Origin of the sequence: Litoribacter ruber (assembly GCF_018449405.1) — a bacterium.
Taxonomy (GTDB): domain Bacteria; phylum Bacteroidota; class Bacteroidia; order Cytophagales; family Cyclobacteriaceae; genus Litoribacter; species Litoribacter ruber.
In genome coordinates this window covers 18216-43276 of the sequence record NZ_JAHCMY010000013.1, presented here as the reverse complement: position 1 = coordinate 43276, position 25061 = coordinate 18216, and the positions used below count along the sequence as shown (strand labels likewise).

Below are 25061 nucleotides of genomic sequence, written 5' to 3'. Positions count from 1 at the left end.
GGGCAGTTGAAGTGGGCACCGTGAACCACCTTCATTCACCTTCAATCCTCGTCGCCGCTTTGCGCTAAACTTCTAAACCGTCTCGCTTGAGGCGCAGCCGAAAGCGGACATAAACTTCTAAACAGCGGAGCTAGGCCGTGGGTGCACAGGTGTTGGGACGTGAGGTTAGAGCAAGGACCTGCTGGGCGCGAAGATATAACAATGACAACCCCGACAACCGAGCCGAGGAGGCGAAGCCGACTTGCGGTGGGACAACCATGACAACCATGATTTGGCGCTAATTTTGCTCTAATCACAAATAATCCGTATTTTAGGCAAGACTAACGGTAATTTTTACACTTTAGGTTTAAAACATCATATGGCTTTTCGAAACCTCCTTCTTATAATATGCCTGCTCGCCCCCTCAGCCCTTATCACCCAACAAGCAGCAGCCCAAACCAGACAGCAACAGCGCGAGCTGCGTAGAGAGCTGCGTAAGCTTTCTCCGGAAGAATTTGATTCCTTGAAAAACAGGCAGGCTGAATTGCAGCAGAAGGTAGAGGAGCTCAGCAGACAGACCAGCCAGCTCCAAGAGGATGTGCAGGGCAAGGAAAAGCAGATCAGTGAACTTAAAAATGAGCTTTCAAGGCTTCAAAAGGAGCTTGACCAAAGGAAGGAAGAGCTTATGGCATTGCGCCAAAAAGAAGAGCAGTGGAATGAAGGGGTGGTTTTTAGGGTTCAGATAGGTGCTTTTTCCGATTACGACTACAGCCACGCCACTGGCAGCAGCCCCCAGCTGCAATATGAAAAGACGGATGATTGGCACAAATACATCATGGGCAATTTCCGCTCCTACAAGGAAGCCGATGAACTCAAGAAGCATCTCCGCAAGACGGGCATCCGTGATGCCTGGATTGTGCCGTATAGGGATGGGGAAAGGGTGCCGTTGAGGGAAGTGCTGGATGAAGCTTTAGCGGATTGACGTGTTCAATTCCCCCTTTGAAGAGCCTGTCCCGTGACTGGAAGGAAACGGGAGGGTTATTGGGATGTTATACGGATGTCACGGGTGGTTTTTAGCGTTAATTGAATGAAAAATAATGCGTTAGACATCCCCCCCCTGCCCCCTCCCGAAGCGCTTCACTTATCGGGACTGACGCTTCAAAGGGGGAGTTGCTCAGGATATCGTACCGTAATTCCAAAACTGGAATACTTTTTGAAACCAACCTGATTATTAATTTTTAACCCAAGTCATGAAAAAATTTTTATTGCTCTTTTCCGCAGTAGTTCTTTCCGTATGTTCAACCGCCAATGCCCAGGATTATATTAATAGGAGTTATATATCCTTTGGGGCAGGGGGAGGCATGATGTATGCCGATAATACGGGTAATTTCAACCGTTTTCGATTTAATGTCAAGCCGGCCGTTTCCGCGGCCATCAACGCACAGCTTACCCGACACCTGGATTTGCGCGCCACCATCGGTACACAATGGCTGGATAGTGGGGATTTTACCGGAGAAAACCGGGAAACCTGGGTTTCTTGGGGCGAACAGGGCCAGGCCTTCTTCTTCCGTGGAAACGCATATTTCGGAGATATCACTCCGGTGATCAACTTCAACCCAAACACAGAAGGTAGAATAGGAAAGGTTGTTAACTATTATTTGGGCGTAGGTGTGGGCTATACTTATGTGGAAAGACTACAGCGTACTATGCGTCCGGATTATACAATTCGTGAGCGCAATGCTGAAAACGGCTCTGTTTATATACCCGTAAGAATCGGTATGAGTACCAACCTTGAAAGCAAGTGGGATGTATCATTCGAGCTTTCCGCTCTCAATGCCTTGAGTTCTGACCTAGATGGACTCAATATCAACAGGACCACCGTGCCTATAGATGTATTTGTACAATTTCAGATGATGATTGTAAGGTATATTAGTAGGGGGTATAAGTAATGTGCTAGTTACTAAGTTATTGGCCACGAGGGGCGCAAAGAAAAAACTTAGTGTCTTCGGGCCTTTGTGGAAAAAAAACACAGATTATTCGGATTTCACAGAGTCCTCATGGAGGGAAGAAATTGGCCACGAAGGGCACAAAGAAAAAAACTATGTGTCTTCGGGCCTTTGTAGCAAAAAAACACAGATTATTCGGATTTCACAGAGTCCTCATGGAGGGAAGAAATTGGCCACGAAGGGCCCAAAGAAAAAAACTTCGTGTCTTCGGGCCTTTATGGCAAAAAAACACAGATTAATCGGATTTCACAGAGTCCTATTGGAGGGTAGAAATTGGCCACGAAGGGCCCAAAGAAAAAAACTTCGTGTCTTCGGGCCTTTATGGCAAAAAAACACAGATTAATCGGATTTCACAGAGTCCTATTGGAGGGTAGAAATTGGCCACGAAGGGCCCAAAGAAAAAAACTTCGTGTCTTCGGGCCTTTATGGCAAAAAAACACAGATTAATCGGATTTCACAGAGTCCTCATGGAGGGTAGAAATAGGCCACGAGGGGCGCAAAGAAAAAACTTAGTGTCTTCGGGCCTTTGTGGCAAAAAAACACAGATTATTCGGATTTCACAGAGGCTTTTTCGTAGGTAGAAATTGCCCACGAGGGGCGCAAAGAAAAAACTTAGTGTCTTCGGGCCTTTGTAGCAAAAAAAACACAGATTATTCGGATTTCACAGAGTCCTCATGGAGGGAAGAAATAGGCCACGAAGGGCACACAGAAAAAACTTAGTGTCTTCGGGCCTTTGTAGCAAAAAAAACACAGATTATTCGGATTTCACAGAGTCCTCATGGAGGGAAGAAATAGGCCACGAAGGGCACACAGAAAAAACTTAGTGTCTTCGGGCCTTTGTAGCAAAAAAAACACAGATTATTCGGATTTCACAGAGTCCTCATGGAGGGAAGAAATAGGCCACGAAGGGCACACAGAAAAAACTTAGTGTCTTCGGGCCTTTGTGGCAAAAAAACACAGATTATTCGGATTTCACAGAGGTCTTTTGGTAGGTAGAAATTGGCCACGAGGGGCGCACAGAAAAAACTTAGTGTCTTCGGGCCTTTGTTGCAAAAAAACACCGATTATTCGGATTTCACAGAGGTCTTTTGGTAGGTAGAAATTGGCCACGAGGGGCGCACAGAAAAAACTTAGTGTCTTCGGGCCTTTGTTGCAAAAAAACACCGATTATTCGGATTTCACAGAGGTCTTTTGGTAGGTAGAAATTGGCCACGAGGGGCGCACAGAAAAAACTTAGTGTCTTCGGGCCTTTGTGGCAAAAAAAACAGATTATTCGGCTTTCACAGAGGCCTCTTGGTGGGAGGAAATTGGAAAGCATTTTTATTAACTTAGTACATAATACTTAGTACAACAAAAAAGAGGCTGTCCCAACTCATAGGACAGCCTCTTCTTTGTTATCAAGCCTTTACTTCGCACTTTCTCTGAAGTATTTGAAGAACATGGCGATGGTCTCGATGCCCATGAAGTAGTTCTTGACGCCATAGTGCTCGTTTGGTGAGTGGATTGCATCTGTATCCAAACCGAAGCCTAAAAGAATGGGATCCAAACCTAGTTCCTTTTGGAAAAGGGAGGTGATTGGAATCGAACCGCCCTCTCTTGTTGGGATGGCTTTTTTGCCAAAGGCTTCCATGATCGCTGATTCGGCAGCTTTGTAGCCTGGGCTATCTGTAGGTACCACTGCTGGATGGCCACCGTGATGTGGGGTTACCTTTACTTTTACAGCATCAGGTGCGATGGATTCAAAGTGCTTTTGGAATAGTTCGGCAATTTCCTTGTGATCCTGGTTTGGCACCAATCTCATGGAGATTTTTGCGTAGGCTTTTGATGGCAATACGGTTTTGGCTCCTTCTCCGGTATATCCTCCCCAGATGCCGTTAACATCCAAAGTTGGGCGAATTCCGGTTCGTTCAAGTGTGGTAAAGCCTTTCTCTCCATGGACGGCATTGATGTCCAGCTTTTTTCTATAGTCGATTTCGTCAAATGGAGCTTTGTTTAACTGCTCGCGGTAAGCGGCGGAAAGCTCTTCCACCTTGTCGTAAAATCCTGGGATGGTGATGTGGTTGTTTTCATCCTGCAGGGAGGCAATCATTTTGCAAAGGATGTTGATTGGGTTGGCCACAGCTCCTCCGTAAGTACCACTGTGAAGGTCACGGTTAGGCCCGGTTACTTCTACCTCCATATAGGCCAGTCCTCTCAATCCAACCGTGATAGATGGGTTTTCAAGTGAAAGCATACTGGTATCGGATATCAAAATGACATCAGCGGCGAGTTTTTCCTTGTTTTCCTTTACAAAGATATCCAAGTTGCTGGAGCCAACTTCTTCTTCACCCTCGATCATAAATTTAATGTTGCAGGTAAGTTCGTTGGTCTGCATCATAGCTTCAAAAGCTTTGACGTGCATGTAGAACTGGCCTTTGTCATCGGCTGATCCTCGGGCAAAGATGGCGCCTTCGGGGTGCATCTCGGTTTTTTTGATCACCGGTTCAAAAGGTGGGGAATCCCAAAGTTCATACGGATCTGCCGGCTGCACATCGTAATGGCCATACACCAAAACGGTTGGTGCAGAGGGGTCGATGATTTTTTCACCATAAACGATCGGGTAGCCCGCAGTTTGGCAAACTTCAACTTTATCTGCGCCTGCTTTTTCAAGACTATCCTTCACAAATTCCGCTGCCGCCATCACATCCCCTTTGAATTTCGGGTCGGCGCTGACTGAAGGAATGCGTAGAAGGTCTAAAAGTTCGTTCAGGAATTTCTCCTGGTTGTCGTGGATATATTGTTTTACTGCCATTTTGTTGGTTTTTCGTGTAAATATGGTGCGAAATTACGGTTTTAAATGGAGAGATGAAAATGGGGAGAGACGGGAGACCGACGAAGGAAATGGGTCACAAAGGGCACGGATCGGAAAACGCCTCTCATCCCCACCCGTGACTGGCCTGAAGTAGAACAATGACAACCATGATAACCGAGCAGACAAGGCGAAGTTTACCGACCTCGGAAGGCCGACCCACGGCGGGACAACCATGACAACCACGTTGCTAATAACGTAAATACGCCTTCCAGGTCTGCGGAACATCACGAGACCTGGAAGGTTTCAGGCGGGTCTAGATTGCTTCAGTCGTGCCTCCTTCGCAAGGACGGTTCCCGACATGCCTAAACGCTTAGACCGTCTCGCTTGAGGCGCAGCCGAAAGCGGATATTAACCTTCTAAATTACTAAGTCGCTTGAGGGCGGAAACTGCGGTTGAGGCCAGAAGTATCTTGGTACCTGGTACATGGTACTTGGTACCCTCATGAATTCTCGCAAAAAATATGTTTTCCCACTGTTATGATTTAATTTTAAGTGCTAAAAAATAACAGAACCTGATGTCGAAAAGAATAATTAACTCAAAGGCGGCGCCGGCGCCAATTGGGCCGTATAGCCAGGCGGTGGAAGCTCATAGAACCCTTTATATTTCTGGGCAGATTGCGCTGGATGCGGATAGCGGCGAACTGGTGAATGAGAACATCACTGAAGAAACGCACATGGTGATGAAAAACCTTGATGCCGTACTCACTGAGGCGGGCTACAGCTTTGCCGATGTGGTGAAGTGTTCCATTTTCATCAAAAGCATGGATGATTTTGCCACCATCAATGAGGCTTATGGGCAGTATTTCAAACAAAATCCCCCTGCAAGGGAAACGGTGGAGGTAAGCAAACTCCCTAAAAATGTAAATGTAGAAATTTCCTGTATTGCGGTGAAAGGGTAAACTTTTAGGCATTCAGATTGTTTTTTTGGTGTGAACTTCATGCCTGTACATACCGAGATCTTAGTTTCCAGCCTTTCCCAAAGGGAAGTAGTCAAAAGGCTGGACCTGATGACTAGGGAGGTGAACTATCTGGATTATGAGGAGTATAACCACAAGCAAAAATTCAACGGAAAGGTGAAATTGGATTCATTTCACCTTTCCCTGAAAGGGGACAAGGCCGACACCTTCCTGCCCCTTATCACCGGGAAAATAGAATCCACCCATCAGGGTAGCATTTTGTTCATTTCCTATTCTCTATTCCCTGGAGCCATATTTTTCCTTTATTTCTGGCTTGCCATTACCATGCTGATGGGCATGTATTTTACTTTTTTGGAAGACAACCTCTTATTTGGAACCATTAGCTTGCTTATCGGTCTCGCCAACATGGCCTTTGCCTGGCACCATTTCAGCCGAAAAGTCAAAAAATCCCAGAAGATCTTCCATAAAATGCTTGATTTGCAGAACAAGGATTAGGCCGCTGATGCGGCCGTTTATAGTTTATAGCTTAAAGTTTAACGTCCCTTTAAACCATAATCGTCCCGCCCAGCGGGACAATAAACCATAACCCAATTATCTTTCAGCGAGCATAATGTTGGGGTATTCGGCCATGTGGATGGCCATGGAATGGTTGTCGTCGATTTCCTTGATCTGGAAGATCATGTCTGTTTTATCGGTTTTGCTGATGTAATTCATCTCCAGGATGTTGCCGCTTGGGAGATTGGAGAAAGCTTCAGAGGATTGGCCTTTGAATTTTTGGTTGAAATAGGGGCTGCTGTTTCCCCAAAAGGCAGCGGCACCTTCAATTGGTTCTTTGGTCACCCAATAGGTGCTGCGATATTCCTCATTTTCCACCTCATATTCCTCGCAAAGGTGGCCTAACAGGGTTTTGGTGTTTCCTGTTTTCTTGAAATCAAGATTCTCAAAATCCTCCACATCTTCGGGGTTTTCCGCATCTTCCGGCATGGCTGCTGCCAGTTCCTCCCAATTGATGGAATAGGCCATACTCTGCCGTTCTCCATCTTTTTCCATAAGGATAATCGTGGCGTCATTTTTCACATCGAAGATCATGAACATTTGCTCAGCCTCTTGGCTTTCCATGCGTACAGCGGTGTATTCATTGCTTTTGCTGAGGTAGGAGTGCATGACCATCGGGTCCATGTTCTTGCCTTTGTTGTCTTTGCCGGTGATTTCCACCACCGCCCTGCCGTCAAATTCATACATGTCCTCAGTCGTTACGTCCATGTTCATGCTGTTGATGACTTTGCTCCAGTCCACAGGCCGGCCTTGGGCGTCTGTTTGCTCGCCAAAAATGGATACCCAGGTTTTTTCCACTTGCCGTTCCATGGCTTTTTCCACTTCTTTTTCCACCTTCCGCTCCACCACCCGGGAGGCAGCCCTTTCGGCGGTCCTCTTGATGCGGTTCATAAACTGGGCTTGGCAGATTTCAGTGGAACAAAATAACAATGCTAAAATCAGGGGGGATAATATACGGAGTTTCATGGCGGTAAAGTTTTGTAGTGGATATACCTATAAACTTACCAATAATCCGTGTAAAAGTCTAGTAATTAAGGGGTTTCGTTGAGTAAGTATGGGGTTTGGTTAAGCGTTGCTCAGAGGTTGTTGAGAATAGCAGCCAGCTTTTCAAGGTCGGCCTTCTTGTGATAGCCTGAAAGCACGATGCGGTTTACCGCCGGGTCATCTGAAAAGGGGTAGGGGAAGGAACTGATGATGATGCTATTTTGGGCCAATATTTCCACCCAGGCTTCATTTTCGAAGGTGAAAACGGGGTATCCTTCCAAGGATTTGATAGCGGGATTTTCCTGTGTCAATGATCGGAAATACCGGATATTTTCCAAAAGCTTTTCCCGTTGCTGCCCAAAATAATTTTGCCCTTCCAAAAAGGCCTCAAAAAAGGCTGGAGGGGGAGGTGAGGCAGTTCGGAACTTGATTTCAGATTGGAGTTTTTTGATGAAATATTCGGGTCCAAGAACTATCCCACCAGGCATTCCCAGGCCTTTTCCCAATGAGCCGCATGTGATAACGGCGACTTCGGGAGTGGCATGTTGGGAGTAAGTGCCAAAGATTCCTTTTCCCAATACCCCAAATGCATGGCTGTCATCTATTAATAAGGTGTACCGGTTTTTGGGAGAAAGCTTTTCCACCCAACCGAATTTATGCTCTTGCAGCATCAAAGGATCCACCGCATTGCTGATGAAGGCGATATGTTTGCCCTTGTAGCCGTGGGATATGGTGATGCAGTGGTTTTCCCATTCTTCCATGGTCATGGAGGAGATGAATCCTTCATCGTTTGGCTGGATGGCCGGGTGGGCGTCTGGGGAGACAATCACAATGTCAGCAGACTTTTTGAGGGTTTTCACAGCAATGGATCCTGCCAGGAAACCGCTACTCAAGAGCAGGCCGGCCTCCGCTTCTGCCTGCTCTGCAAAATATTCTTCAAATTTCCCATAGACTTCCAACTGCACATTGCTGCTCCTGCTGGAACCGTGGTTGAGGCCGTATTTGCGGATGGCGTTTACCACCAGGTCCTCAAATTCTTTTACCGAGCCTATACCCAAATAATTTGTGCCACTGAAATAAAGGTAGTCCTGCTCACCGCTGGAGATGCTTCTGTCAGGTTTGGCGTCTATGGGGTAGTGTTTCATTGATTTCGGGGATTTGGGGACCGGATTTAGAGTAGGAGTGCGCCGATGCCGGGTCGGTCGGGGAAAGTTACTTTCTCGGGGGTGATGGTGACGCCTTTGGCGATATCTTTGGAAAGCAACATGGCTCCATCCATGTCCACATAATCCAGCAGGGGGGCGATGTGGGCAATGGCACTGATGCCAACTGAGCTTTCGGTCATGCATCCTACCATGGTTTTCATGCCTAGGGATTTGGCTTCGTAGATCATTCTCAAGCCTGGGGTAATTCCACCAGCTTTTACCAGTTTTACATTGATGCCGTGAAATAATCCGCTGCATTTCTGCACATCACTTTCGATGATGCAGCTTTCATCGGCAATAACTGGGAGTTTGCTATGCTTGAAAACTTTCTTCATGCCCTGCAAATCATCTTTTGCCAAAGGCTGCTCCATGAACTCCACATTCAGGTCAAGCAATTCCTGTGAGTATTCAATCGCCTGATCAGCAGTCCAGGCGCAGTTGGCGTCGATTCTAAATACCGAATCCGTATGCTTTCTGAGTTCACGGATGATGGCCATGTCGTCATCGGTTCCCAGTTTGATTTTATACAGCGGCCAATCCACTTCCTTCATTTTCTCCACCATCTTCTCCACGGTATCAATACCTATGGTGAAATTGGTGGTAGGGATGTCCTCGGGGTTGAGTTTTAGATATTCATAGAGTTTTACGCCCAGTTTTTTGGTGTAAAAATCCCAAGCTGCCATGTCCAGTGCGCACTGGGCAAATGGATTGGTAGTGAACATGGATTTGGTCATGCTCCAGAGTTGCTCGGGGCCTTCCCAAAGGGAACTTTCGATAATTGGCCGGGCTACCTCAAGTGCTGCTTTCATGTTTTCCACGGTGATGCCGTAGAATGGGTTGGTGGTGGCTTCCCCCAATCCCACGATGCCGTCTTCCTCCAGCTTGACGATTACTGTTTCCTGAACGTCGCGGCTTTGGTGGGCGATTGTAAAAGTGTGTTTAAGGGGCAGATCTGCAACTATTACCTGTAATTTCATGGGTGATTTTTGTCTCTTTATATAAAAGTAACCTGAATTTAAAGTGAAGTTTATTAATTTGAGGCAAAATAAAAAGGTAAAATTTGACGAAGTAGACTATTGTCAGGACAAACGCCCACAATTCATGAAGAAACAATTAACCGCCCTAATTCTCTTAATTTTATTTTTCAGCCAAGGTCATGCGCAAGATTCCAAACTTGATCATCGGAAGCTCAAAGAAGCTTCGGACAAGTATAAAGAAAGCAGCATTACCCACCGTAGGTTTAAGCACATCGATATTATGCCATTGGTGATCAAAAGGCGTGCGAATAAGGACTTCCAGGTGGAGGAATTAGGAAAAAGTGTGGAGGGCAGGGAGATTTATCAACTTGCGTATGGAAATGGGCAAAAACGTGTGATGCTTTGGTCCCAAATGCATGGCAATGAAAGTACTGCGACCATGTCGTTGATGGATATTTTTAATTTCCTGGAAGGGAAAAATGATGGATTTGATGCTATCAGAAAAGCCATCGAAGACAACCTGGATCTCCGTTTTATACCTATGGTGAATCCTGATGGTGCAGAGGCTTTCAAAAGAAGAAATGCTTATGACATAGATTTGAATAGGGATGCCATCCATCTGACCAGTCCTGAGGCCAGGATTTTGAAAGGTGCCAGAGACAACTTTGAACCTGAGTATGGATTTAATCTGCACGACCAGCAGATTTATTATAATGCTGTTAACACTGCAAAACCCGCCACCATTTCAGTTTTGGCTCCTGCCTTCAATTTCGAAAAGGATATCAATGAAGTAAGAGAGCGGGCTTTGAAGGTTATTGTGGGTATGAACGAGGTGCTGCAGGAGATTATTCCTGGGCAGGTAGGTAAATATGATGATGGGTTTGAGCCGAGAGCATTTGGGGACAATTTCCAGAAATGGGGGACGAGTACCATTTTGATCGAGTCGGGCGGCTATCCGGGTGACCCTGATAAGCAGTATATCCGGGAACTGAACTTCATCATCATTTTGAACGCCCTTTATGAAATAGCGACCCAGCAATATGGGCAATATGCGGTGGAGGATTATTTTGAGATACCTGACAATGATACCAAGCTTGTGGACTTAATGTTGCGAAATGTGACCATCAAACGGGATGACCTAGAGTATAAAGTAGACCTGGGAATCCGAAGAAGGGAAGTAGAGGCTGATTCGGCGTATTATACGGAAAGCTCCATTCTGGATTTGGGCGACCTGTCGGTTTATTATGGATACGAGGAGCTTGATGCCGAGGGGTATGTGATGACGGAGGGGAAAGTTTGGGCTCCGGCGATGGATATGAAGCTGTCGCAAAAAGAAGCCATTGAAATGCTGAAGAAGGGGTTTTTGGGGGTGACCTATGATTTTTACCCTGACAAGACCCATGACCTGCCAATCAATATCCTTTTAGAAAATGATGAATATAAATCCGGACACACGGTGGGTAGTACTGCCAACTTCTTCTTGGAGAAAAACGGCGAGAAGCATTATGCAATAGTTAATGGCTATCTGGTGGATCTGCGTAACCCTGAAGTGGAGGGGGTTAGGATGAGGGTTTATTGAAGCTGGAAGACCGAAGGCGGTAGACGGGAAAAAATTAACCGCAGAGGCGCAAAGTTCGCAGAGAAAAAATGATTAAGCTTTCTCTGCGTCCTCCTGTGTCTCTGCGGTTTTTTATTGATACTTATCTCAATTAATTTGATTTGCCATACTGCCTGTGGTAGGCGGCGATTTCGTCTTCGAGCTTTTCGATTCGCTTTGCCTGTTTATCCAAATCAGCTTCCCAGGATCTGATGTCTCGGGGAGAGAGCACTTCTCTTCTTTTTTGGCGCTCGAATTTGCGGGAGCTTTTGGTATAATCCCGGTTGTACTTCTTGAGTTTTTTCTTGTTAGCCAGATACTTTGTGGTGGCTTTGTGTTCTTTTTGGATTTCTTTATCCAGTTGTTTTTCGGCCTTTTCGATGGCCCTGGCCTCTTTTTTACCGACATTTTGAGCCATAGCGGGAAGGCTACCTAGCGAAAATACCAGTAGGGCAATAGTAAATAGTTTTTTCATAGACTAGTTATTAAGCTTTTGGGTGTAACGACTAAAGTCTATGAAAGTTGCCTAAAGAGATGCGTGGCTGTCGTCTTTTTTGGATTTTTCCTGCCTTTTGTCGTATCGGGCAATTCTCTTTTCAAGCTTTTTGATTTGCTTTTCCTGTTTTTTGATGTTGGATTCACGCTTGCTGATGTCGATGGGCGAAAGCTTGCCTTTTTTGTTTTCGCTTTCAAACTTGCGCTTGTAGCGTTCTAGTTTGGCAGATGCCTTTTCCAGCCTTTTTTGATCCTTTTCGTAGGCCTTTCTTTCCTTTTCTTCTTTCTTTAGGGCTTTTTCATATCGCTTGTCATAACGGTTTTCGCTCACCATGTTTTCATTCACCTTGGAGTTGGTATCGGTTTGAGCAAGCCCCGTCATGGGGACGGCTGATAAAAGGAACAGCCCTAGTAGAAGTGTGCAAAAATTTTTCATAACAAGTGTAGGTTTAGTTTGCTGTGGTTATTCATAAATAAAATAAAAAAAATTATAAAAAGAAAGTTTTGGATTAATTATTTTTCCTTTTGTAGTTAATAAGTGTAAAAATGTAGTTTGTTTTCAGGGTAGAAACCCGGAGCGAACCGAATTTCCTGGTTTGGAGTTGTGGTGTCCTATCCTTTATATTCAAAGAATCATTAAACAACCTTTACCGATATGAACACTGAGCAAAAAGCTGCCATTGAGCAGGAAATCGAGCAATTGAAGAAATCCCTTACGGGGAATATGTTTACCGACATGGATATCCGCGACCGGATCCACAACCTGGAAATGCAACTCAACGGCACCAAACCGATGGACAGCCACTTTGATTGCATAGGCTGCGGGTCTTAGTAGGTTAAGCAAAAGTGAGAAATGGGTCACGAAGGGCACAAAGTTTAAAAAGAAGTCACACCAAGGCTTCTTCGTGGCGAGATTGGTTACTAGGGAACATAAAGTTTTATGTATGTTCGCACGGGGGGATTTTTTTAACTTTGTGAAACTTCTTTAGGACTTCCGCGACTTAGTGACCATTTCGTTGGTTAAGGTCATTAGGAAATTAAACCGTTTTATGCCTAGATATTTTGTGATTTATAAGCCTTTTGGGGTGATGAGCCAGTTTTCGGGGGAGGATAGGACTCTGGGGGAGTTGGGGGATTTTCCCGGTGATGTGTACCCCGTGGGAAGGTTGGACAAGGATAGTGAGGGACTTTTGCTCATTACTGATGATAAGCCGCTCAACCACTACCTACTCAACCCCAGATTTGGGCATAAAAGGACTTACTTAGCTCAGGTGGAAGGTGTGCCTACGGGTGAGGCCATCTCCGATTTGCAGTCGGGGGTGGAAATCAAGGTGGATGGAAAAATGCATTTCACCAAAAAAGCAACCGCCACGCTGCTCTCTTTATCACCAACCCTACCTGATCGCGATCCTCCCATCCGCTATAGGAAAAACGTCCCCGATTCCTGGATCCAGTTGACCCTGATAGAGGGTAAAAACAGGCAGGTAAGGAAAATGACTGCTGCAGTGGGTTTCCCCACGCTTAGACTGGTCAGGTGGTCCATGGAAAATCTGACTATTGAAGGCTTTGAAGTGGGAGAGGTGAAGGAATTTGAACAGCAGGAAATTTATCGTTTGCTGAAAATTCAGCCTGAAAAGCTTTTCCCGAAGGGTAGCAATATGAATAAATCCCACAATAGAAATAAGAATCGACGTTAAATTGGGATAAAGGCGTAAAAGTTTTAATTTCGAAAACCAAAAAAAGGGACACAGAGTTTCTCAGAGTTCGGCACGGAGTTTCACGGAGTCTTAATGAATGTAAGTCATATTCGGGTAGCGGGTCCTTACTTTGGGTTGACGTTCAACTTCCGTCTTCAATCTTATACAAAACGTAAAACATGCATCAGGAAAAGATACAGGCAGTCATCAATGAGGTAAAGAAAGTGGTGGTAGGTCAGGACCGGATGGTTCATAGACTTATGATCGGGCTTTTCACCAATGGACATATACTTTTGGAAGGGGTGCCGGGATTGGCAAAAACCCTAACCGTTAACACCTTGGCGAGGGTTCTTCACCTTGGCTTTAAAAGAATCCAGTTTACACCCGATCTTCTGCCTTCAGATCTGATCGGTACCATGATATATAATCAGCATGCCGGGGATTTTGAAGTGAAGAAGGGACCAATCTTTTCCAACATCATCCTTGCCGATGAGGTCAACCGTTCCCCAGCAAAAGTCCAATCTGCTTTGCTGGAGGCGATGCAGGAAAAGCAGGTAACTATCGGTGAAACCACCTATAGCTTGGATAGGCCTTTTTTGGTGCTAGCTACCCAAAACCCGGTGGATCAGGAAGGAACGTATCCGCTTCCAGAAGCGCAGGTGGATAGGTTTATGATGAAGGTGCATATTGACTACCCTTCCAAATCGGATGAGCTTGAGGTAATGCGGAGGATGTCAAATATGTCCTATGTTTCCGATGTAAATCCAATTTTGACCAAAGAGGATATTTTTGAAATCAGGAATAAGATCAATGAGGTGAAAATCGCCGAGCCATTAGAGGAATATATTATTGAGCTGGTTTTTGCCACTAGATTCCCTCAAAAATATGGACTGCACGAGGAAGCCAAATACATTCAATTTGGGGTTTCTCCACGGGCAAGTATCAATTTGAATCTTGCTGCAAGAGCCAATGCCATGATGGAAGGGCGCGACTACGTGCTGCCTGAGGACATCAAAGCTGTTGCCGAGGATGTGTTGAATCACCGGATCATCCTTAATTATGAAGCGGAAGCCGACAACATCAGTCCTCGAGACCTGGTCAACATTATTCTGGAAAAAATCCCGCTTAATAAAAGCGTAACATTCAAATAGGCTTACAGGCCCCATTTTCTTTGAAAATAGATAAATAGACCACCTTCGTGTTAATTCCGATGGTGGTCTTGTTCTTTTTTAAGCCCTCTAATTAATTATTAATTAACTTTTTGTACCTCTCCAGTTTAAATTGCTAGCTGACCTTTGTGGTGTTCGTTCAACGTATGCTACAAATGAAAAATATTTTATCAATCCTAGCCGCCTACTTCTTCTTTATAGGTGGAGCTATTTCCCAAACCGGGACAATAAAAGGGGTGGTGGCCGATTCCCAATCGGGGGAAACCATCATCGGCGCCAACGTCAGAATTGAAGGCACCGGGCAGGGGGTAGCCACCGATATCGACGGTTCTTTTGAAATCAACCGGGTAGATCCTGGCAAGCACACTTTAGTAGTCTCCTTCATTTCCTATAAAACCCTCAAACTTCAAGAAGTGCAGGTAGTGGCAGAGAAAGCCACGGTGCTGGATGTAAATCTTGAGGAGGACTTGGGTGAATTGGGTGAGGTCACGGTGATGGCCAGCCGCGAGACGGGATCCAACATGGCCATTGTCTCAGAAATCAGAAAATCCCTGCAGGTGGTATCCGGCATTTCCTCTGAGCAGATCAGGTTGTCCCAAGATGGAAATGCCGCCCAGGTGATGAAGCGTGTGTCGGGGGTGACCATTACGGACAACAAATTCGTGCGGGTAAGGGGCGTGGATGACCGCTACAATGTGGTGATGATCAATAATGCCATCGCACCAAGCACGCAGGTGGACAAAAGGACTTTCTCCTTTGACCTTATCCCAAGCGAAAATCTGGACAGAATGATGATCTACAAATCATTTTCTCCGGAGGTTCCTGGGGATTTTGCTGGTGGTTTGGTGAAAGTTTTTACCAGAAATGCGCCAGATGAAGATTTCATCAATTTTGGGATGGGAATAGGTTTCCGTCAGGGAACGACCTTCCAGGATTATAAGCAAACTGAGGGGTCCAAGACTGACTTTTTGGGATTTGACAACGGTTTCAGGGATTTGCCTCAAGGGTTTCCAAGCAGTGACAGGTTGATTGACGCTTCCGGTGCCAGCCCGATCAGAGCCGAGGCCGGTAGGTTGATGAACAATAATTATGGTATCAATACTACCAAGGCAATGCCCGATTTGGGCGGAGGGTTTTCATTTGGGAAAAACTGGTATTTGGGTGGCATGAGGCTTTCTACTCATACAGACATTTCTATGGGGCAGAGCTTCCAGGCCTTTACCGCTGAGCGTAACCGCTACTTTTTCTTCAACCCTGGTCAGCCTACGGCAAAACGGGATGAGTATTTTGACAGCTATTATGCTAAAGAAAATAATGTAGGCATTATGTCCAACTGGCTTTTGAGGCTTAATAAGGACAATACGATTGCTTTCCGTAATCTTTTCAACCAAACTGGTATCAACGAAACTATCCTTAGACAGGGCAGGGATTTCATTCAGCGTCCCGATGGGGCTAGGGATTATGCTTTCAGGTATGAGTCCAAAACCATTTACACAGGGCAAATCGAGGGGAATCATTTCTGGAATGACGAGCAGAACAAAATCAACTGGGTAGTTGGAGGGAATTACATGGCTCATGAGGAGCCGGACTTTAGAAGGTTCAGAACTTTTTACCAAAACGGTGTGGGAGAAGGTCAGTATGTGATCATTGATCCACCAGCAAGTAGTCCCCAGGATTTGGGTAGATACTTTGGCTACATGAATGAATGGGGGCTTAGCCAGGGGTTGAATTTTGAGAAGAAATTCAAAGGTGTGGAAAAGGACCGGCCAAGGATTCTTCGCGCAGGTTATCTGGCTGACTATAAACAAAGAAGCTTTGATGCCCGATACATCACCTATTATTATCCAGGTTCATCCAGTGGTGCTGCAAAAGAGGAATTGATCCGCCAGCCGATAGATCAGGCTTTTGCACCTGAAAACTTCAATGTACAGGATGGATGGTTGGTGCAAGAGGGTACCAGGCCAACTGACCAATATGATGCTTCCACCTTTGTGGGGGCCGGTTATTTGGGGGCCGTTTATCCGATTGGGAAATTTAACCTTTCCGGAGGGGTGAGAACGGAATATTCTATTCAGCAACTGACCAGTGCCACTTTTGGCGGGCCGGTGAATGTGGACAACCGGGAGCTGATTGCCCTTCCTGCTGTAAACGTAGATTACAATTTTAACGAAAAATCTTTGTTGAGGGCTGGTTATGGTAGAACCGTGAACAGGCCTGAGTTTAGGGAGTTTGCCCCATTCCTTTATTACAGTTTTGAGTACTTGGCAGGTTTTTCCGGAAATCCTGAATTGCAGATGGCCAGAATAGACAATTTGGATCTTCGATATGAATACTACCCGAACGAAGGGGAGACCTTTAGCATTGGAGGTTTCTACAAAAGCTTTGACCGTCCTATAGAGGCTGTGGGAAGAAACGTGAATGAGGAAATGCAATTCAGCTACCGCAATGCCGTGGATGCCTATGTGTACGGGGTGGAAGTGGAAGCCAGAAAAGCCCTTAGCACGGTTACCAATCTTCCATTCCTTCGAGACCTTTCCCTAAACGCCAATGCGTCTCTGATATGGAGTGAGGTGTTTTTGGGAGATGACGTAGCCTTCCAGGAAAACAGAAGGGCGCTGCAGGGCCAGTCCCCGTATGTGGTCAACACCTCCCTTTCCTACCACAATGAGAAAAGAAACCTGTCTGTAAACGCAGCATACAATGTTTCGGGCCCAAGGATTTTTATTGCTGGAAACGTGAACTTCCCGGATATCTATGAAATGCCCAGACATGCCATTGACTTGACCATTTCCAAAATGGTGAGTGAACGAACTACTTTAAAAATGGGTGTTCAGGATTTGTTGAATTTCCAATATAGATTTTATCAAGACACCAATTATGACGGACAGATCACCTTTGATGTGGATGAGCCGATGTACAGGTGGAGAAGGGGGAGAATGCTGACCGCATCTTTCAATTACAGACTTAAATAAGCAATACACCTTTATTAATTAACTATCTAAAAATGAAAGCAAATTTTAGAATTGCCGCAATGGCTGCCCTGATGGGTTTTGCCGCTGCCTGCTCCGAAGATGTTGACCCAGTCAATGTCGTTGATCCAGAAAACAACTTGGTTGCTCTGGAAGGAGATTTGACTACCCGTACGTTGACAGCCGATCAGCAGTACTTGCTGAAAGGACAAGTTTTCGTGAGGGATGGCCAAACGGTAACTATCGAGCCTGGAACAATCATCTATGGTGAGAAAAGATCTAGAGCGACGTTGATTGTAGACCGTGGAGGCAAATTAATCGCCAGGGGAACTGCGCAGGCTCCTATCGTCATGACTTCTGCGCAGGAAGTGGGTGAGCGTGATAGGGGTGACTGGGGTGGCTTGGTGATTTTGGGCCGTGCCAGCACCAACCAGGTGGATCCGGAGATTGAAGGTATTGATCCTGCTGTTGTTTTTGGCGGTAACGAGGATGACGACAATTCTGGAGAGTACGAGTACCTGCGAGTGGAATATGCCGGTATCGAACTTACTCCCAACAACGAGACCAACTCCATCACCATGGGTGGTGTGGGCCGTGGTACTTTCATGGAGCACTTGATGGTTTCCTTTGGTGGAGATGATGGTTTTGAGTGGTTTGGCGGTACGGTAAATGGCCGTTATTTCATTTCACACTCTACTTGGGATGATGATTTGGACGTTGATTATGGTTACTCTGGAAACGTACAGTATGCTTTGGTGGTGAGAAACCCATTCTTTGCTGATCAGTCTCAGTCAAACGCCTTTGAAACCGACAACGGTCCAAATGACAACGACGTGCAGCCTTACACTACGGGTACTTTCTCTAACGTGACGGTTTACGGTCCTAGAGACAGAGTCGGCAGATCTATTTCCGGAAACAACTTCCACGCTATGGATATGAGAAGAAGAACTGCAGTGAGTATTTTCAATACTGTTTTGACAGGTTTCCCAACAGGTCTTAGATTCAACACTGCTTCTGTAACCCAGCAATACGATGCAGGCAACGGTGTTTTGGCTAACAATATTCTAATCAACCCGAACGCAAACTATGCTGCGGGTGGTGGTGCTGATGTGGCGGATGTACAGAGAATTTGGGAGGCTGCCAATACTACCGTGACCTTACCTGAAGCGGGTGCCGAAGAGGATTTCTACAGAGGCTATGGCTTGCGACCTGAAAACTTCTTTGCCAGATATACCTTCCAAACTTATCCAAACAACCCGGATTTCTCCTTGATTTCTGGTGGTTCTTTGGCTTCTGGAGCTGATTTCAGCAACGCTAAGTTCAACGAAGCCAACAGGTCTTCATTCTTTGAGAATGTGGAGTTTGTAGGAGCATTCGGTGCTACTGACTGGACTGACGGATGGGCTGAGTTTAACCCATTGAATATCGATTACCTTAATAAATAATCAATCTACCATGCTTCCGGGTTAGCCGGGACATGGTTTTCTTTCAACTTTCAAAACCTATATTCCATGCGAATTTCAGTGTTTATTTTCATAGTGATCATGCTGGCCGGATGCGCCAAGTCCTCCCGCTATGAGGCCAAGTATCAACTGACTCCCAAGGAGCAGGATGAGATCATTTTGACAACCATCCGGTACATTGGGCATTTGCCTAAAAAGGGTACTCACGAAAATAAGTTTGAAGAAAGGTTTGATCATTATTATTCCCAATTGGCAAAAGACTTTACCCTAGATGCTTATCATAAGGATGCCGATGGCTATGAGTATTTTATGGTCAGCCGCGTTGCCCCATCGCTAAAGGTAAAGAAAGTGGCCACTGGGGTGAAAATGAAAAGAAATCAAATTGGCGAATTGGAATATTATGAGGAGGTTTTTAGAACGTGGAAGTTTGAGGAAGAAGAATTGCGTAACAAAAGCCTGATGCTGTTTTCCATGATGATCCGCGAAAAGGACCTGGCCCCTTATTTTCCACAGAATTCCGGAAAAGAAGAATATATTGAGTTTCCAGACCTGTATGTGGTTTATGATGTGGATGATAGGGTTTGGAAAATGAAATCACAGTTGAGTTCAAATGATTAAAAAATTTCTTAAATTTTTATTTCCCCAAGATTTTGTATTTAGCCCCATAAAAAAAGTTTTATGGGGCTAATTTTATTACTATAACGTTCATTTCAAAAGAGGAAAAGTTCATGTCTATTTTTGGTTGTTTAATTTTTTTTCTACCTTTCATCTGTATTAACAACTCTTTCTCAGAATTATACTGTTTTGTTCCAATGGTTTAACGGTGACAAGTCATAAAAGGAATAAAGATTGTAAACGGTATCAAAGATATTTTTTTGATAATTGCAGTTTACTTTTTGTATAAGGTTTGGCAGGCTCGCAGTGATGCGAGCCTGCTTCTTGTTTATAGGTTATGGTTTATTGTTCCGCTGGGGCGGAACGGTTATGGGTTACTTATTAAGCCTTCTGCCCGACTTGTATGCCGAAGCGGTTGCTGTTGGCAAAGGCCACCAAAGAGAGCATTACCGGGACTTCCACCAGTACCCCTACCACAGTCACCAAGGCAGCCGGGCTGTTGAGGCCAAAGAGGGCAATGGCTACGGCTACGGCCAACTCAAAGAAGTTGGAAGCCCCGATCATGGCCGATGGGGAGCAAACCGCATAAGGTAGTTTTAGCCACTTGCCGCCATACCAGGCCAGGAAGAATATAAAATAAGTCTGAATAGTCAGGGGAACTGCAATCAGCAAGATTACGATGGGGTTGTCCAAGATATTTGGTCCTTGGAAGGCAAAAATCAGGACCAAGGTAAACAACAATGCTGCTATACTGATTGGTCTCAGCTTAGGCATAAATTGATTTTTGAACCATGCTTCTCCTTTTTTCTCAATCATGGTTTTCTGAGTCAGCACCCCGGCTATAAGCGGTATCACTACAAACACTACCACTGATGTAGCCAGTGTGCCATAAGGGATCTCCACATCTGTGATACCCAGTAGCAAGCCTACCAAGGGTACAAATGCAATTAGCAGGATCAGGTCATTAACGGAAACTTGTACCAAGGTGTAATTTGGGTCCCCATCACTCAGGTAAGACCATACAAACACCATGGCTGTACAGGGAGCCGCACCCAGCAGGATAGCACCGGCAATATACTCACTTGCCACCTCGGGTTGAATGTAGGCTTCATACAGGTTGGTGAAAAACAGCCAGGCAAAGAAGGCCATTGTAAAAGGTTTGATCAGCCAGTTGATGATTACCGTCCAGATCAGTCCCTTTGGTGCTTTGCCTACCTTTTGGATACTGCGAAAATCCACCTGCAGCATCATGGGATAGATCATCATCCAGATCAGGATGGCGATGGGGATGTTAACATTGTAAATTTCCCAGCGACTCATAACCTCCATACTTTCGCCGGCAAAGTGTCCGATGGCTATTCCCCCAATGATACACAGGGCCACCCATACGGTCAGGTATTTTTCGAAAAAGGCAATTTTCTTTACTTGAGGCATTAGGCTTTAACTTTTACTTGGGAGAAAACATGGAACATCTCGGAAGCAATCTGAAGGGATCGCTCATCGTATTTTTCCGCTTCTTGGGCGGTGTCATCAAAAGCCTTGGGATCCTCATACCTTACCGGTATCCTGACTTCTGCTGCAGGGATGAAAGGACAGTTCTCATCTGCATGGGAACATGTCATTACTGCAGCGTAGGGATCGCTACCTATTTCATCATAGAGCTTTGAAAAGGCCACGATTGGATTGGCATCATCGGAGTAGAAAAGGTAGTATTTTGGGTTGCTATCCCCGTTTTTGGTAACCTTGAAGCCCGTTCTTTTCATGGATTCCACAGCTCTTTCATTGAAGGCGGTAACCTCGACTCCACCGGAAAAGCAGTCTGCGTCGATGCCGTGAAGGTCAGCGGCCAACTGTGCCCATATTTGGGAAAACTGGCTTCTTCTGGAGTTGTGGGTACAGATAAAATTAAGCCGTATGGGCTTGCCAGCATCCAGTTTGGTTTGGATATAGTCAATTAAAGCCTGAAGATACTCTTTGCGCTCCGATGGGATGGTTTGGGAGGGGAGTTGGTTGATGAAGGATTGGAGTTTTGGGTATAGGTTCATAAGTATGTTTGATGTCGAAATGTCGAATGTCGGATGTCGGATGTAATTCATCGTCACCTCAGCCTGTCCCGATTCGCTCTGCTCTCGGGACAAGTTCTGTGGTTATTTTATTCCCCGTTATTAGTAGTGGTCTGAATACGGCTCTAATTCCTAAGAGATTTCTTCACTCCCTACGGTCGGTACTAATGACGTGTAAAAGTTCTCGCAGCGATTTTCGCAGCGCCGCCGCGAGAAATCAAAACGTCATAGCACTTGGTGTGTTTGCAAAATATAGAGCCTCGAAATGACGAGCGTTTGATTAGCAGCATCCTCCTCCAGGTTCGCAGGTGTTGTCCTGGAGTTGGGAGAGTCTGATTTTTGGTTTTACGTTGGCTGGGCCACAGCAGGCGGCGGCTTTTTCCTCTGGGGTGGTGGCCCTGTCCTTTGCCTTGCAGGTAGTGTTTTGGGTGATCAACTGTACGATGATTTTGTCCTTTGATACCAACACGTCACTAATGGGGAGGGTAGTAGCCGGAAACTGGCTGTTACCATATTCGATTTTGATTTCGGTGTCCTGGAAGGTAGGCCTTACGGAGTCTACCAACTGGAAGATTTTTAGCGCCTTTGTGGTGTCCACCCGGTGATTGGGCTCTGGGATTTCATTTTCCCAAAGCTGCACGTGCGTTTCTTCCCACTGGTTTCTTTTCCCGCCGCAGTCCACCGTGTCGAAGATGACGTTTTTGATTTCGGTGATGTGGAAATCCGGTCTGGCGTATTGGCCGGGCAAGTATTCAAAATAAAGTGGAGTCTCTGGATTGGACTCGAGGATGTGTGTGAATTGTGAGGTTTTCATGGATTTATGAGTTGAGGGTTTAAAGGGGGCACAGACCTGCCTGCGCAGGCAGGGTTTCGCGGAGTTTAACACGGAGTTTCACAGAGGCTTCTTCGCGGCGGAATATGGGAATTTTTCTACTCTGAGAAACTCTTTTTCAAACTCGGTGCAACTCTGTGTCCCTTTGTTTAGCAACATTGATTTTCTTTATTTTCAAATTGATCGAATAGTCCGTTGAACAGGTTTTGGATTTCGGTCCAGCGGATGGGGTTGATGCAGTAGCTGACCGAGACGCCCTCTATGGTGCCTTGGATGATGCCGCAGTTTTTCAATTCCCGCAGGTGCTGGCTGATGGTGGCCTGTGCGAGTCCTAGTTCCTGCACCAGATCACCGTTGATGCAGCTGTTTGCTTTGAGCAGGTGCTGGATGATGGCAATCCGGGCCGGGTGGGCAAATACCTTTGCCACTGCCGCCAGTTCGTTTTGATCAGTTGAGAAGAGATCTGTTTTGGTGATTCCCATAGTGAGTATATTTATATTGCAATATTACGATGAATAAACGTTCTTGCCAAATCATGGTTTTGATTTTTGTTTGTGAATGTGTAACAATTTATAAAAGGGCTCCTATGGGATGGAATTAATTAATATGTCCTCATTGTTTTGATTAGATACATTCATTAACTTGATATCATGACCGAAATAATAAGCAAGGAGAGTTTGATGCTCGCGTTAGAGGGGATGCCTGAAAATTTTTTTATAGAAGAATTGGTAGATCGTCTCATGTTGATTAATAAAATAGAGAAGGGGCTAAAAGATTCGGATGCTGAAAATACTTATACAGCAGAAGAGGCAAAGGCAAAATTATCTAAATGGTTAAAATAACTTGGACCGAAAATGCTTTGTTAGACATTGAAGAGATTGCTTCCTTTATAGAAAAAGATTCATTTAAAGCAGCTCAAAAACAAGTTCTCAAATTTTTTGCAGTAGAAGAGTCTCTCAATTCCCATATTAAAGTTGGGAGGACCGTTCCCGAATTTCTTAGTGAAGATGTTCGGGAAATTATTGTTGATAACTATTGAGTGATTTACAAAATAATTTCTGACCATCAAGTAGATATATTAACAGTTCATCATTGTAAAAGACTTCTTGGAAACAATCCTGTATTTAAGAAAAGCTAGGTCGTATTAAAGCTGATCTAGTGATTTCAAATACTCCTCCGCCTGCTCCAAAATGGCCGTTCTCTCCTCTGCAGGTTTTTTGTCCCAGATCCTGTACATCATGTTGACTCGTTGGTTGTTTTCGAACAGCGCCCTATGCCTATCATAGAAATTCCAGTAAAGGCTGTTGAAAGGACATGCTTTTTCCCCTACCTTTTTGCTTTTGGAGTAATGGCAGCCTTTGCAGTAGTTGCTCATCTTGGCGATGTAATTGGCGCTGGAGACGTAGGGTTTGGTGCCCACGATGCCGCCGTCGGCAAACTGGCTCATGCCGCGGGTGTTGGGGATTTCCACCCATTCGATGGCGTCAATGTATATGCCCAGATACCATTCATCCACCTCATTGGGATGGACATTGGCCAATAGGGCAAAATTGCCCGTGATCATCAGGCGCTGTATATGATGGGCATAGGCATGGGTGAGGCTTTGGCTTATGGCATGCCTGAGACAGTTCATCTTGGTGTCCCCGCTCCAGTACCATTTGGGGAGGCTGCGTCGGTGGTTGAGTTTGTTCAGTTTGGCGTAATCGGGCATCTTGGCCCAATAGACGCCCCGCATAAATTCCCGCCAACCCAGAATCTGGCGGATAAAGCCCTCTACCTGACTGATTTCGATTTTACCCTTTGCCTGATGATAGGCTTCGATTACCTTATCGATCACCTCCTTGGGGCTAAGCAATTTAGAATTCATCAAAAAACTTAATCTGGAATGGAAAAGAAAAGCGTGCTCGGTGTGCATGGCATCCTGGAAAGTTCCAAAATTGGGAAGCAACTCCTCACAAAAATAATTCAACACTTTAAGCCCTTCTGCCCTGCTAATAGCCCAGGCAAAGTTTTCGGGATCAATTTCCCCAAAATGCTTGACCTCCATTTTTTCCAGCATATCTAAAACATCCTGTATGTTTTTGCGGAAACGCTTCGGAGGCTGAAGCAGAGATGGGTCGGTAAGCTTTTTTCTGTTGAGCTGGTCATAATTCCATTTTCCGCCCTCGGGCTCACCTCCATCCATCAAGACTTCATGCTTTTTGCGCATATGGCGATAAAAAGTCTCCATGAGGAAACTCTTTTTCCCCTTAAAGAAATCAGCCATTTCCTCCCTTTGTGTAAAAAAATGCTCGGTGTCATAGGCTTGTGATTCGATTTTCAAATCCTTGCAAAAAGATTTAAGCTGCTTATCTAACCTATACTCGTCAGGGAGCAGGTACTGGAACTTCTGAATTTCATTTACATCTATAAGGCCTGAAAGGTTTTCCGGTAAGCTTTGCTTGTTTTTTGAATCATCCAGTTTGAGGTACAGGACCTGATGTCCCCGTTCCTCAAGCCACCCAGCAAATTCCCGCATGGCCAGAAAGAAGGCCGTAATTTTTTGGACATGATGCATCACATAGCCGGTTTCCTGCTTCATTTCCATCATCACATAAAGGATGCTGTCGTCGGTTTTGGCAAACCAGGAATGCTTGTGGTTGAGCTGGTCGCCTAAAATAAGTCGGAGGGTTTGGGGCATGTGGTTTT

General features: G+C 45.4%; 24 protein-coding genes. 13 read left to right on the top strand and 11 right to left on the bottom strand.

Annotated elements, in window-relative coordinates; translation table 11 throughout:
• The first annotated feature begins 358 nt into the window (after nucleotides 1-358).
• Both KI659_RS15885 and KI659_RS15880 read left to right on the top strand, forming a co-directional pair.
• A complete protein-coding gene (locus tag KI659_RS15885; protein ID WP_213946357.1) occupies nucleotides 359-961 on the top strand; it encodes an SPOR domain-containing protein in 603 nt (200 codons plus the stop codon).
• Nucleotides 962-1229: 268 nt separating this feature from the next.
• Nucleotides 1230-1928 (top strand): hypothetical protein, encoded by a 699-nt coding sequence (locus KI659_RS15880; protein WP_213946356.1) that lies wholly within the window; start codon nucleotides 1230-1232, stop codon nucleotides 1926-1928.
• Between the two features lie 1462 nt (nucleotides 1929-3390).
• Here KI659_RS15880 and KI659_RS15875 read toward each other — a convergent pair.
• Nucleotides 3391-4776, bottom strand: coding sequence for a dipeptidase (locus KI659_RS15875; protein ID WP_213946355.1), 1386 nt, complete (start codon nucleotides 4774-4776; stop codon nucleotides 3391-3393).
• Nucleotides 4777-5350: 574 nt separating this feature from the next.
• On the opposite strand from KI659_RS15875, the gene KI659_RS15870 reads away from it, so the two are divergent.
• Both KI659_RS15870 and KI659_RS15865 read left to right on the top strand, forming a co-directional pair.
• On the top strand, nucleotides 5351-5734 hold the full coding sequence (locus KI659_RS15870) for a RidA family protein (protein WP_213946354.1): 384 nt from the start codon (nucleotides 5351-5353) through the stop codon (nucleotides 5732-5734).
• A 39-nt stretch (nucleotides 5735-5773) separates the two neighbouring features.
• Entirely contained in the window at nucleotides 5774-6247 is a 474-nt protein-coding gene (locus KI659_RS15865) for a hypothetical protein (protein ID WP_246535442.1), read from the top strand.
• A 96-nt stretch (nucleotides 6248-6343) separates the two neighbouring features.
• Here KI659_RS15865 and KI659_RS15860 read toward each other — a convergent pair whose 3' ends face one another.
• The 3 genes from KI659_RS15860 to KI659_RS15850 form a co-directional block, all read right to left on the bottom strand.
• The gene (locus KI659_RS15860) at nucleotides 6344-7273 is read right to left on the bottom strand and encodes a DUF4412 domain-containing protein (RefSeq protein ID WP_213946352.1); all 930 of its coding nucleotides are present in this window, start codon (nucleotides 7271-7273) and stop codon (nucleotides 6344-6346) included.
• A gap of 110 nt (nucleotides 7274-7383) precedes the next feature.
• Nucleotides 7384-8436 carry an aminotransferase class I/II-fold pyridoxal phosphate-dependent enzyme gene (locus tag KI659_RS15855; protein WP_213946351.1) on the bottom strand — a complete coding sequence of 351 codons (1053 nt, stop codon included), beginning with the start codon at nucleotides 8434-8436 and terminating at the stop codon, nucleotides 7384-7386.
• Between the two features lie 26 nt (nucleotides 8437-8462).
• Entirely contained in the window at nucleotides 8463-9473 is a 1011-nt protein-coding gene (locus tag KI659_RS15850) for a dipeptide epimerase (RefSeq protein WP_213946350.1), read from the bottom strand.
• 124 nt (nucleotides 9474-9597) lie between these two features.
• On the opposite strand from KI659_RS15850, the gene KI659_RS15845 reads away from it, so the two are divergent.
• Nucleotides 9598-11052 (top strand): M14 family metallopeptidase, encoded by a 1455-nt coding sequence (locus tag KI659_RS15845; protein WP_213946349.1) that lies wholly within the window; start codon nucleotides 9598-9600, stop codon nucleotides 11050-11052.
• A gap of 130 nt (nucleotides 11053-11182) precedes the next feature.
• Here the strand turns inward: KI659_RS15845 and KI659_RS15840 are convergent, their stop codons facing one another.
• Both KI659_RS15840 and KI659_RS15835 read right to left on the bottom strand, forming a co-directional pair.
• Nucleotides 11183-11545, bottom strand: coding sequence for a hypothetical protein (locus KI659_RS15840; RefSeq protein ID WP_213946348.1), 363 nt, complete (start codon nucleotides 11543-11545; stop codon nucleotides 11183-11185).
• 51 nt (nucleotides 11546-11596) lie between these two features.
• On the bottom strand, nucleotides 11597-12001 hold the full coding sequence (locus KI659_RS15835) for a hypothetical protein (protein ID WP_213946347.1): 405 nt from the start codon (nucleotides 11999-12001) through the stop codon (nucleotides 11597-11599).
• 219 nt (nucleotides 12002-12220) lie between these two features.
• Here KI659_RS15835 and KI659_RS15830 point away from each other — a divergent pair, with 219 nt between their 5' ends.
• The 6 genes from KI659_RS15830 to KI659_RS15805 all read left to right on the top strand — a co-directional run bounded on the left by KI659_RS15830 (nucleotide 12221) and on the right by KI659_RS15805 (nucleotide 19481).
• Nucleotides 12221-12397: a hypothetical protein gene (locus KI659_RS15830; RefSeq protein ID WP_213946346.1), complete on the top strand. Its 177-nt coding sequence runs from the start codon at nucleotides 12221-12223 to the stop codon at nucleotides 12395-12397.
• Nucleotides 12398-12614: 217 nt separating this feature from the next.
• Nucleotides 12615-13262 (top strand): pseudouridine synthase, encoded by a 648-nt coding sequence (locus KI659_RS15825; protein ID WP_213946345.1) that lies wholly within the window; start codon nucleotides 12615-12617, stop codon nucleotides 13260-13262.
• Between the two features lie 179 nt (nucleotides 13263-13441).
• Nucleotides 13442-14413, top strand: a complete 972-nt coding sequence (locus KI659_RS15820; protein WP_213946344.1) for an AAA family ATPase — start codon at nucleotides 13442-13444, stop codon at nucleotides 14411-14413.
• Between the two features lie 173 nt (nucleotides 14414-14586).
• Nucleotides 14587-17403 carry a TonB-dependent receptor gene (locus KI659_RS15815; protein ID WP_213946343.1) on the top strand — a complete coding sequence of 939 codons (2817 nt, stop codon included), beginning with the start codon at nucleotides 14587-14589 and terminating at the stop codon, nucleotides 17401-17403.
• Between the two features lie 32 nt (nucleotides 17404-17435).
• The gene (locus KI659_RS15810) at nucleotides 17436-18845 is read left to right on the top strand and encodes a hypothetical protein (RefSeq protein WP_213946342.1); all 1410 of its coding nucleotides are present in this window, start codon (nucleotides 17436-17438) and stop codon (nucleotides 18843-18845) included.
• 66 nt (nucleotides 18846-18911) lie between these two features.
• On the top strand, nucleotides 18912-19481 hold the full coding sequence (locus tag KI659_RS15805; RefSeq protein ID WP_213946341.1) for a hypothetical protein: 570 nt from the start codon (nucleotides 18912-18914) through the stop codon (nucleotides 19479-19481).
• Between the two features lie 378 nt (nucleotides 19482-19859).
• Here KI659_RS15805 and arsB read toward each other — a convergent pair whose 3' ends face one another.
• From arsB to KI659_RS15785, 4 genes are all read right to left on the bottom strand, one after another.
• A complete protein-coding gene (arsB, locus tag KI659_RS15800) occupies nucleotides 19860-20912 on the bottom strand; it encodes an ACR3 family arsenite efflux transporter (RefSeq protein ID WP_213946340.1) in 1053 nt (350 codons plus the stop codon).
• Nucleotides 20912-21616: a low molecular weight phosphatase family protein gene (locus KI659_RS15795; protein WP_317195982.1), complete on the bottom strand. Its 705-nt coding sequence runs from the start codon at nucleotides 21614-21616 to the stop codon at nucleotides 20912-20914. The genes arsB and KI659_RS15795 overlap by 1 nt, the downstream gene beginning before the upstream one ends.
• A gap of 205 nt (nucleotides 21617-21821) precedes the next feature.
• Nucleotides 21822-22355, bottom strand: coding sequence for a DUF6428 family protein (locus tag KI659_RS15790; RefSeq protein ID WP_213946339.1), 534 nt, complete (start codon nucleotides 22353-22355; stop codon nucleotides 21822-21824).
• 167 nt (nucleotides 22356-22522) lie between these two features.
• Nucleotides 22523-22855: an ArsR/SmtB family transcription factor gene (locus KI659_RS15785; RefSeq protein ID WP_213946338.1), complete on the bottom strand. Its 333-nt coding sequence runs from the start codon at nucleotides 22853-22855 to the stop codon at nucleotides 22523-22525.
• A gap of 168 nt (nucleotides 22856-23023) precedes the next feature.
• Here KI659_RS15785 and KI659_RS15780 point away from each other — a divergent pair, with 168 nt between their 5' ends.
• The gene (locus KI659_RS15780) at nucleotides 23024-23215 is read left to right on the top strand and encodes a hypothetical protein (protein ID WP_213946337.1); all 192 of its coding nucleotides are present in this window, start codon (nucleotides 23024-23026) and stop codon (nucleotides 23213-23215) included.
• Nucleotides 23203-23412: a type II toxin-antitoxin system RelE/ParE family toxin gene (locus KI659_RS15775; RefSeq protein WP_213946336.1), complete on the top strand. Its 210-nt coding sequence runs from the start codon at nucleotides 23203-23205 to the stop codon at nucleotides 23410-23412. The genes KI659_RS15780 and KI659_RS15775 overlap by 13 nt, the downstream gene beginning before the upstream one ends.
• Before the next feature lie 105 nt (nucleotides 23413-23517).
• On the opposite strand, the gene KI659_RS15770 is transcribed toward KI659_RS15775, so the two are convergent.
• Complete coding sequence (locus KI659_RS15770; protein ID WP_213946335.1) at nucleotides 23518-25053, bottom strand: cryptochrome/photolyase family protein; 1536 nt, start codon at nucleotides 25051-25053, stop codon at nucleotides 23518-23520.
• Nucleotides 25054-25061: the final 8 nt, after the last annotated feature.

Bases quoted from the DNA above. Each gene is read 5' to 3' on its own strand.
- KI659_RS15885 (WP_213946357.1), top strand. From the start codon at position 359: ATGGCTTTTCGAAACCTCCTTCTTATAATATGCCTGCTCGCCCCCTCA.
- KI659_RS15880 (WP_213946356.1), top strand. From the start codon at position 1,230: ATGAAAAAATTTTTATTGCTCTTTTCCGCAGTAGTTCTTTCCGTATGT.
- KI659_RS15875 (WP_213946355.1), bottom strand. From the start codon at position 4,776: ATGGCAGTAAAACAATATATCCACGACAACCAGGAGAAATTCCTGAAC.
- KI659_RS15870 (WP_213946354.1), top strand. From the start codon at position 5,351: ATGTCGAAAAGAATAATTAACTCAAAGGCGGCGCCGGCGCCAATTGGG.
- KI659_RS15865 (WP_246535442.1), top strand. From the start codon at position 5,774: ATGCCTGTACATACCGAGATCTTAGTTTCCAGCCTTTCCCAAAGGGAA.
- KI659_RS15860 (WP_213946352.1), bottom strand. From the start codon at position 7,273: ATGAAACTCCGTATATTATCCCCCCTGATTTTAGCATTGTTATTTTGT.
- KI659_RS15855 (WP_213946351.1), bottom strand. From the start codon at position 8,436: ATGAAACACTACCCCATAGACGCCAAACCTGACAGAAGCATCTCCAGC.
- KI659_RS15850 (WP_213946350.1), bottom strand. From the start codon at position 9,473: ATGAAATTACAGGTAATAGTTGCAGATCTGCCCCTTAAACACACTTTT.
- KI659_RS15845 (WP_213946349.1), top strand. From the start codon at position 9,598: ATGAAGAAACAATTAACCGCCCTAATTCTCTTAATTTTATTTTTCAGC.
- KI659_RS15840 (WP_213946348.1), bottom strand. From the start codon at position 11,545: ATGAAAAAACTATTTACTATTGCCCTACTGGTATTTTCGCTAGGTAGC.
- KI659_RS15835 (WP_213946347.1), bottom strand. From the start codon at position 12,001: ATGAAAAATTTTTGCACACTTCTACTAGGGCTGTTCCTTTTATCAGCC.
- KI659_RS15830 (WP_213946346.1), top strand. From the start codon at position 12,221: ATGAACACTGAGCAAAAAGCTGCCATTGAGCAGGAAATCGAGCAATTG.
- KI659_RS15825 (WP_213946345.1), top strand. From the start codon at position 12,615: ATGCCTAGATATTTTGTGATTTATAAGCCTTTTGGGGTGATGAGCCAG.
- KI659_RS15820 (WP_213946344.1), top strand. From the start codon at position 13,442: ATGCATCAGGAAAAGATACAGGCAGTCATCAATGAGGTAAAGAAAGTG.
- KI659_RS15815 (WP_213946343.1), top strand. From the start codon at position 14,587: ATGAAAAATATTTTATCAATCCTAGCCGCCTACTTCTTCTTTATAGGT.
- KI659_RS15810 (WP_213946342.1), top strand. From the start codon at position 17,436: ATGAAAGCAAATTTTAGAATTGCCGCAATGGCTGCCCTGATGGGTTTT.
- KI659_RS15805 (WP_213946341.1), top strand. From the start codon at position 18,912: ATGCGAATTTCAGTGTTTATTTTCATAGTGATCATGCTGGCCGGATGC.
- arsB (WP_213946340.1), bottom strand. From the start codon at position 20,912: ATGCCTCAAGTAAAGAAAATTGCCTTTTTCGAAAAATACCTGACCGTA.
- KI659_RS15790 (WP_213946339.1), bottom strand. From the start codon at position 22,355: ATGAAAACCTCACAATTCACACACATCCTCGAGTCCAATCCAGAGACT.
- KI659_RS15785 (WP_213946338.1), bottom strand. From the start codon at position 22,855: ATGGGAATCACCAAAACAGATCTCTTCTCAACTGATCAAAACGAACTG.
- KI659_RS15780 (WP_213946337.1), top strand. From the start codon at position 23,024: ATGACCGAAATAATAAGCAAGGAGAGTTTGATGCTCGCGTTAGAGGGG.
- KI659_RS15775 (WP_213946336.1), top strand. From the start codon at position 23,203: ATGGTTAAAATAACTTGGACCGAAAATGCTTTGTTAGACATTGAAGAG.
- KI659_RS15770 (WP_213946335.1), bottom strand. From the start codon at position 25,053: ATGCCCCAAACCCTCCGACTTATTTTAGGCGACCAGCTCAACCACAAG.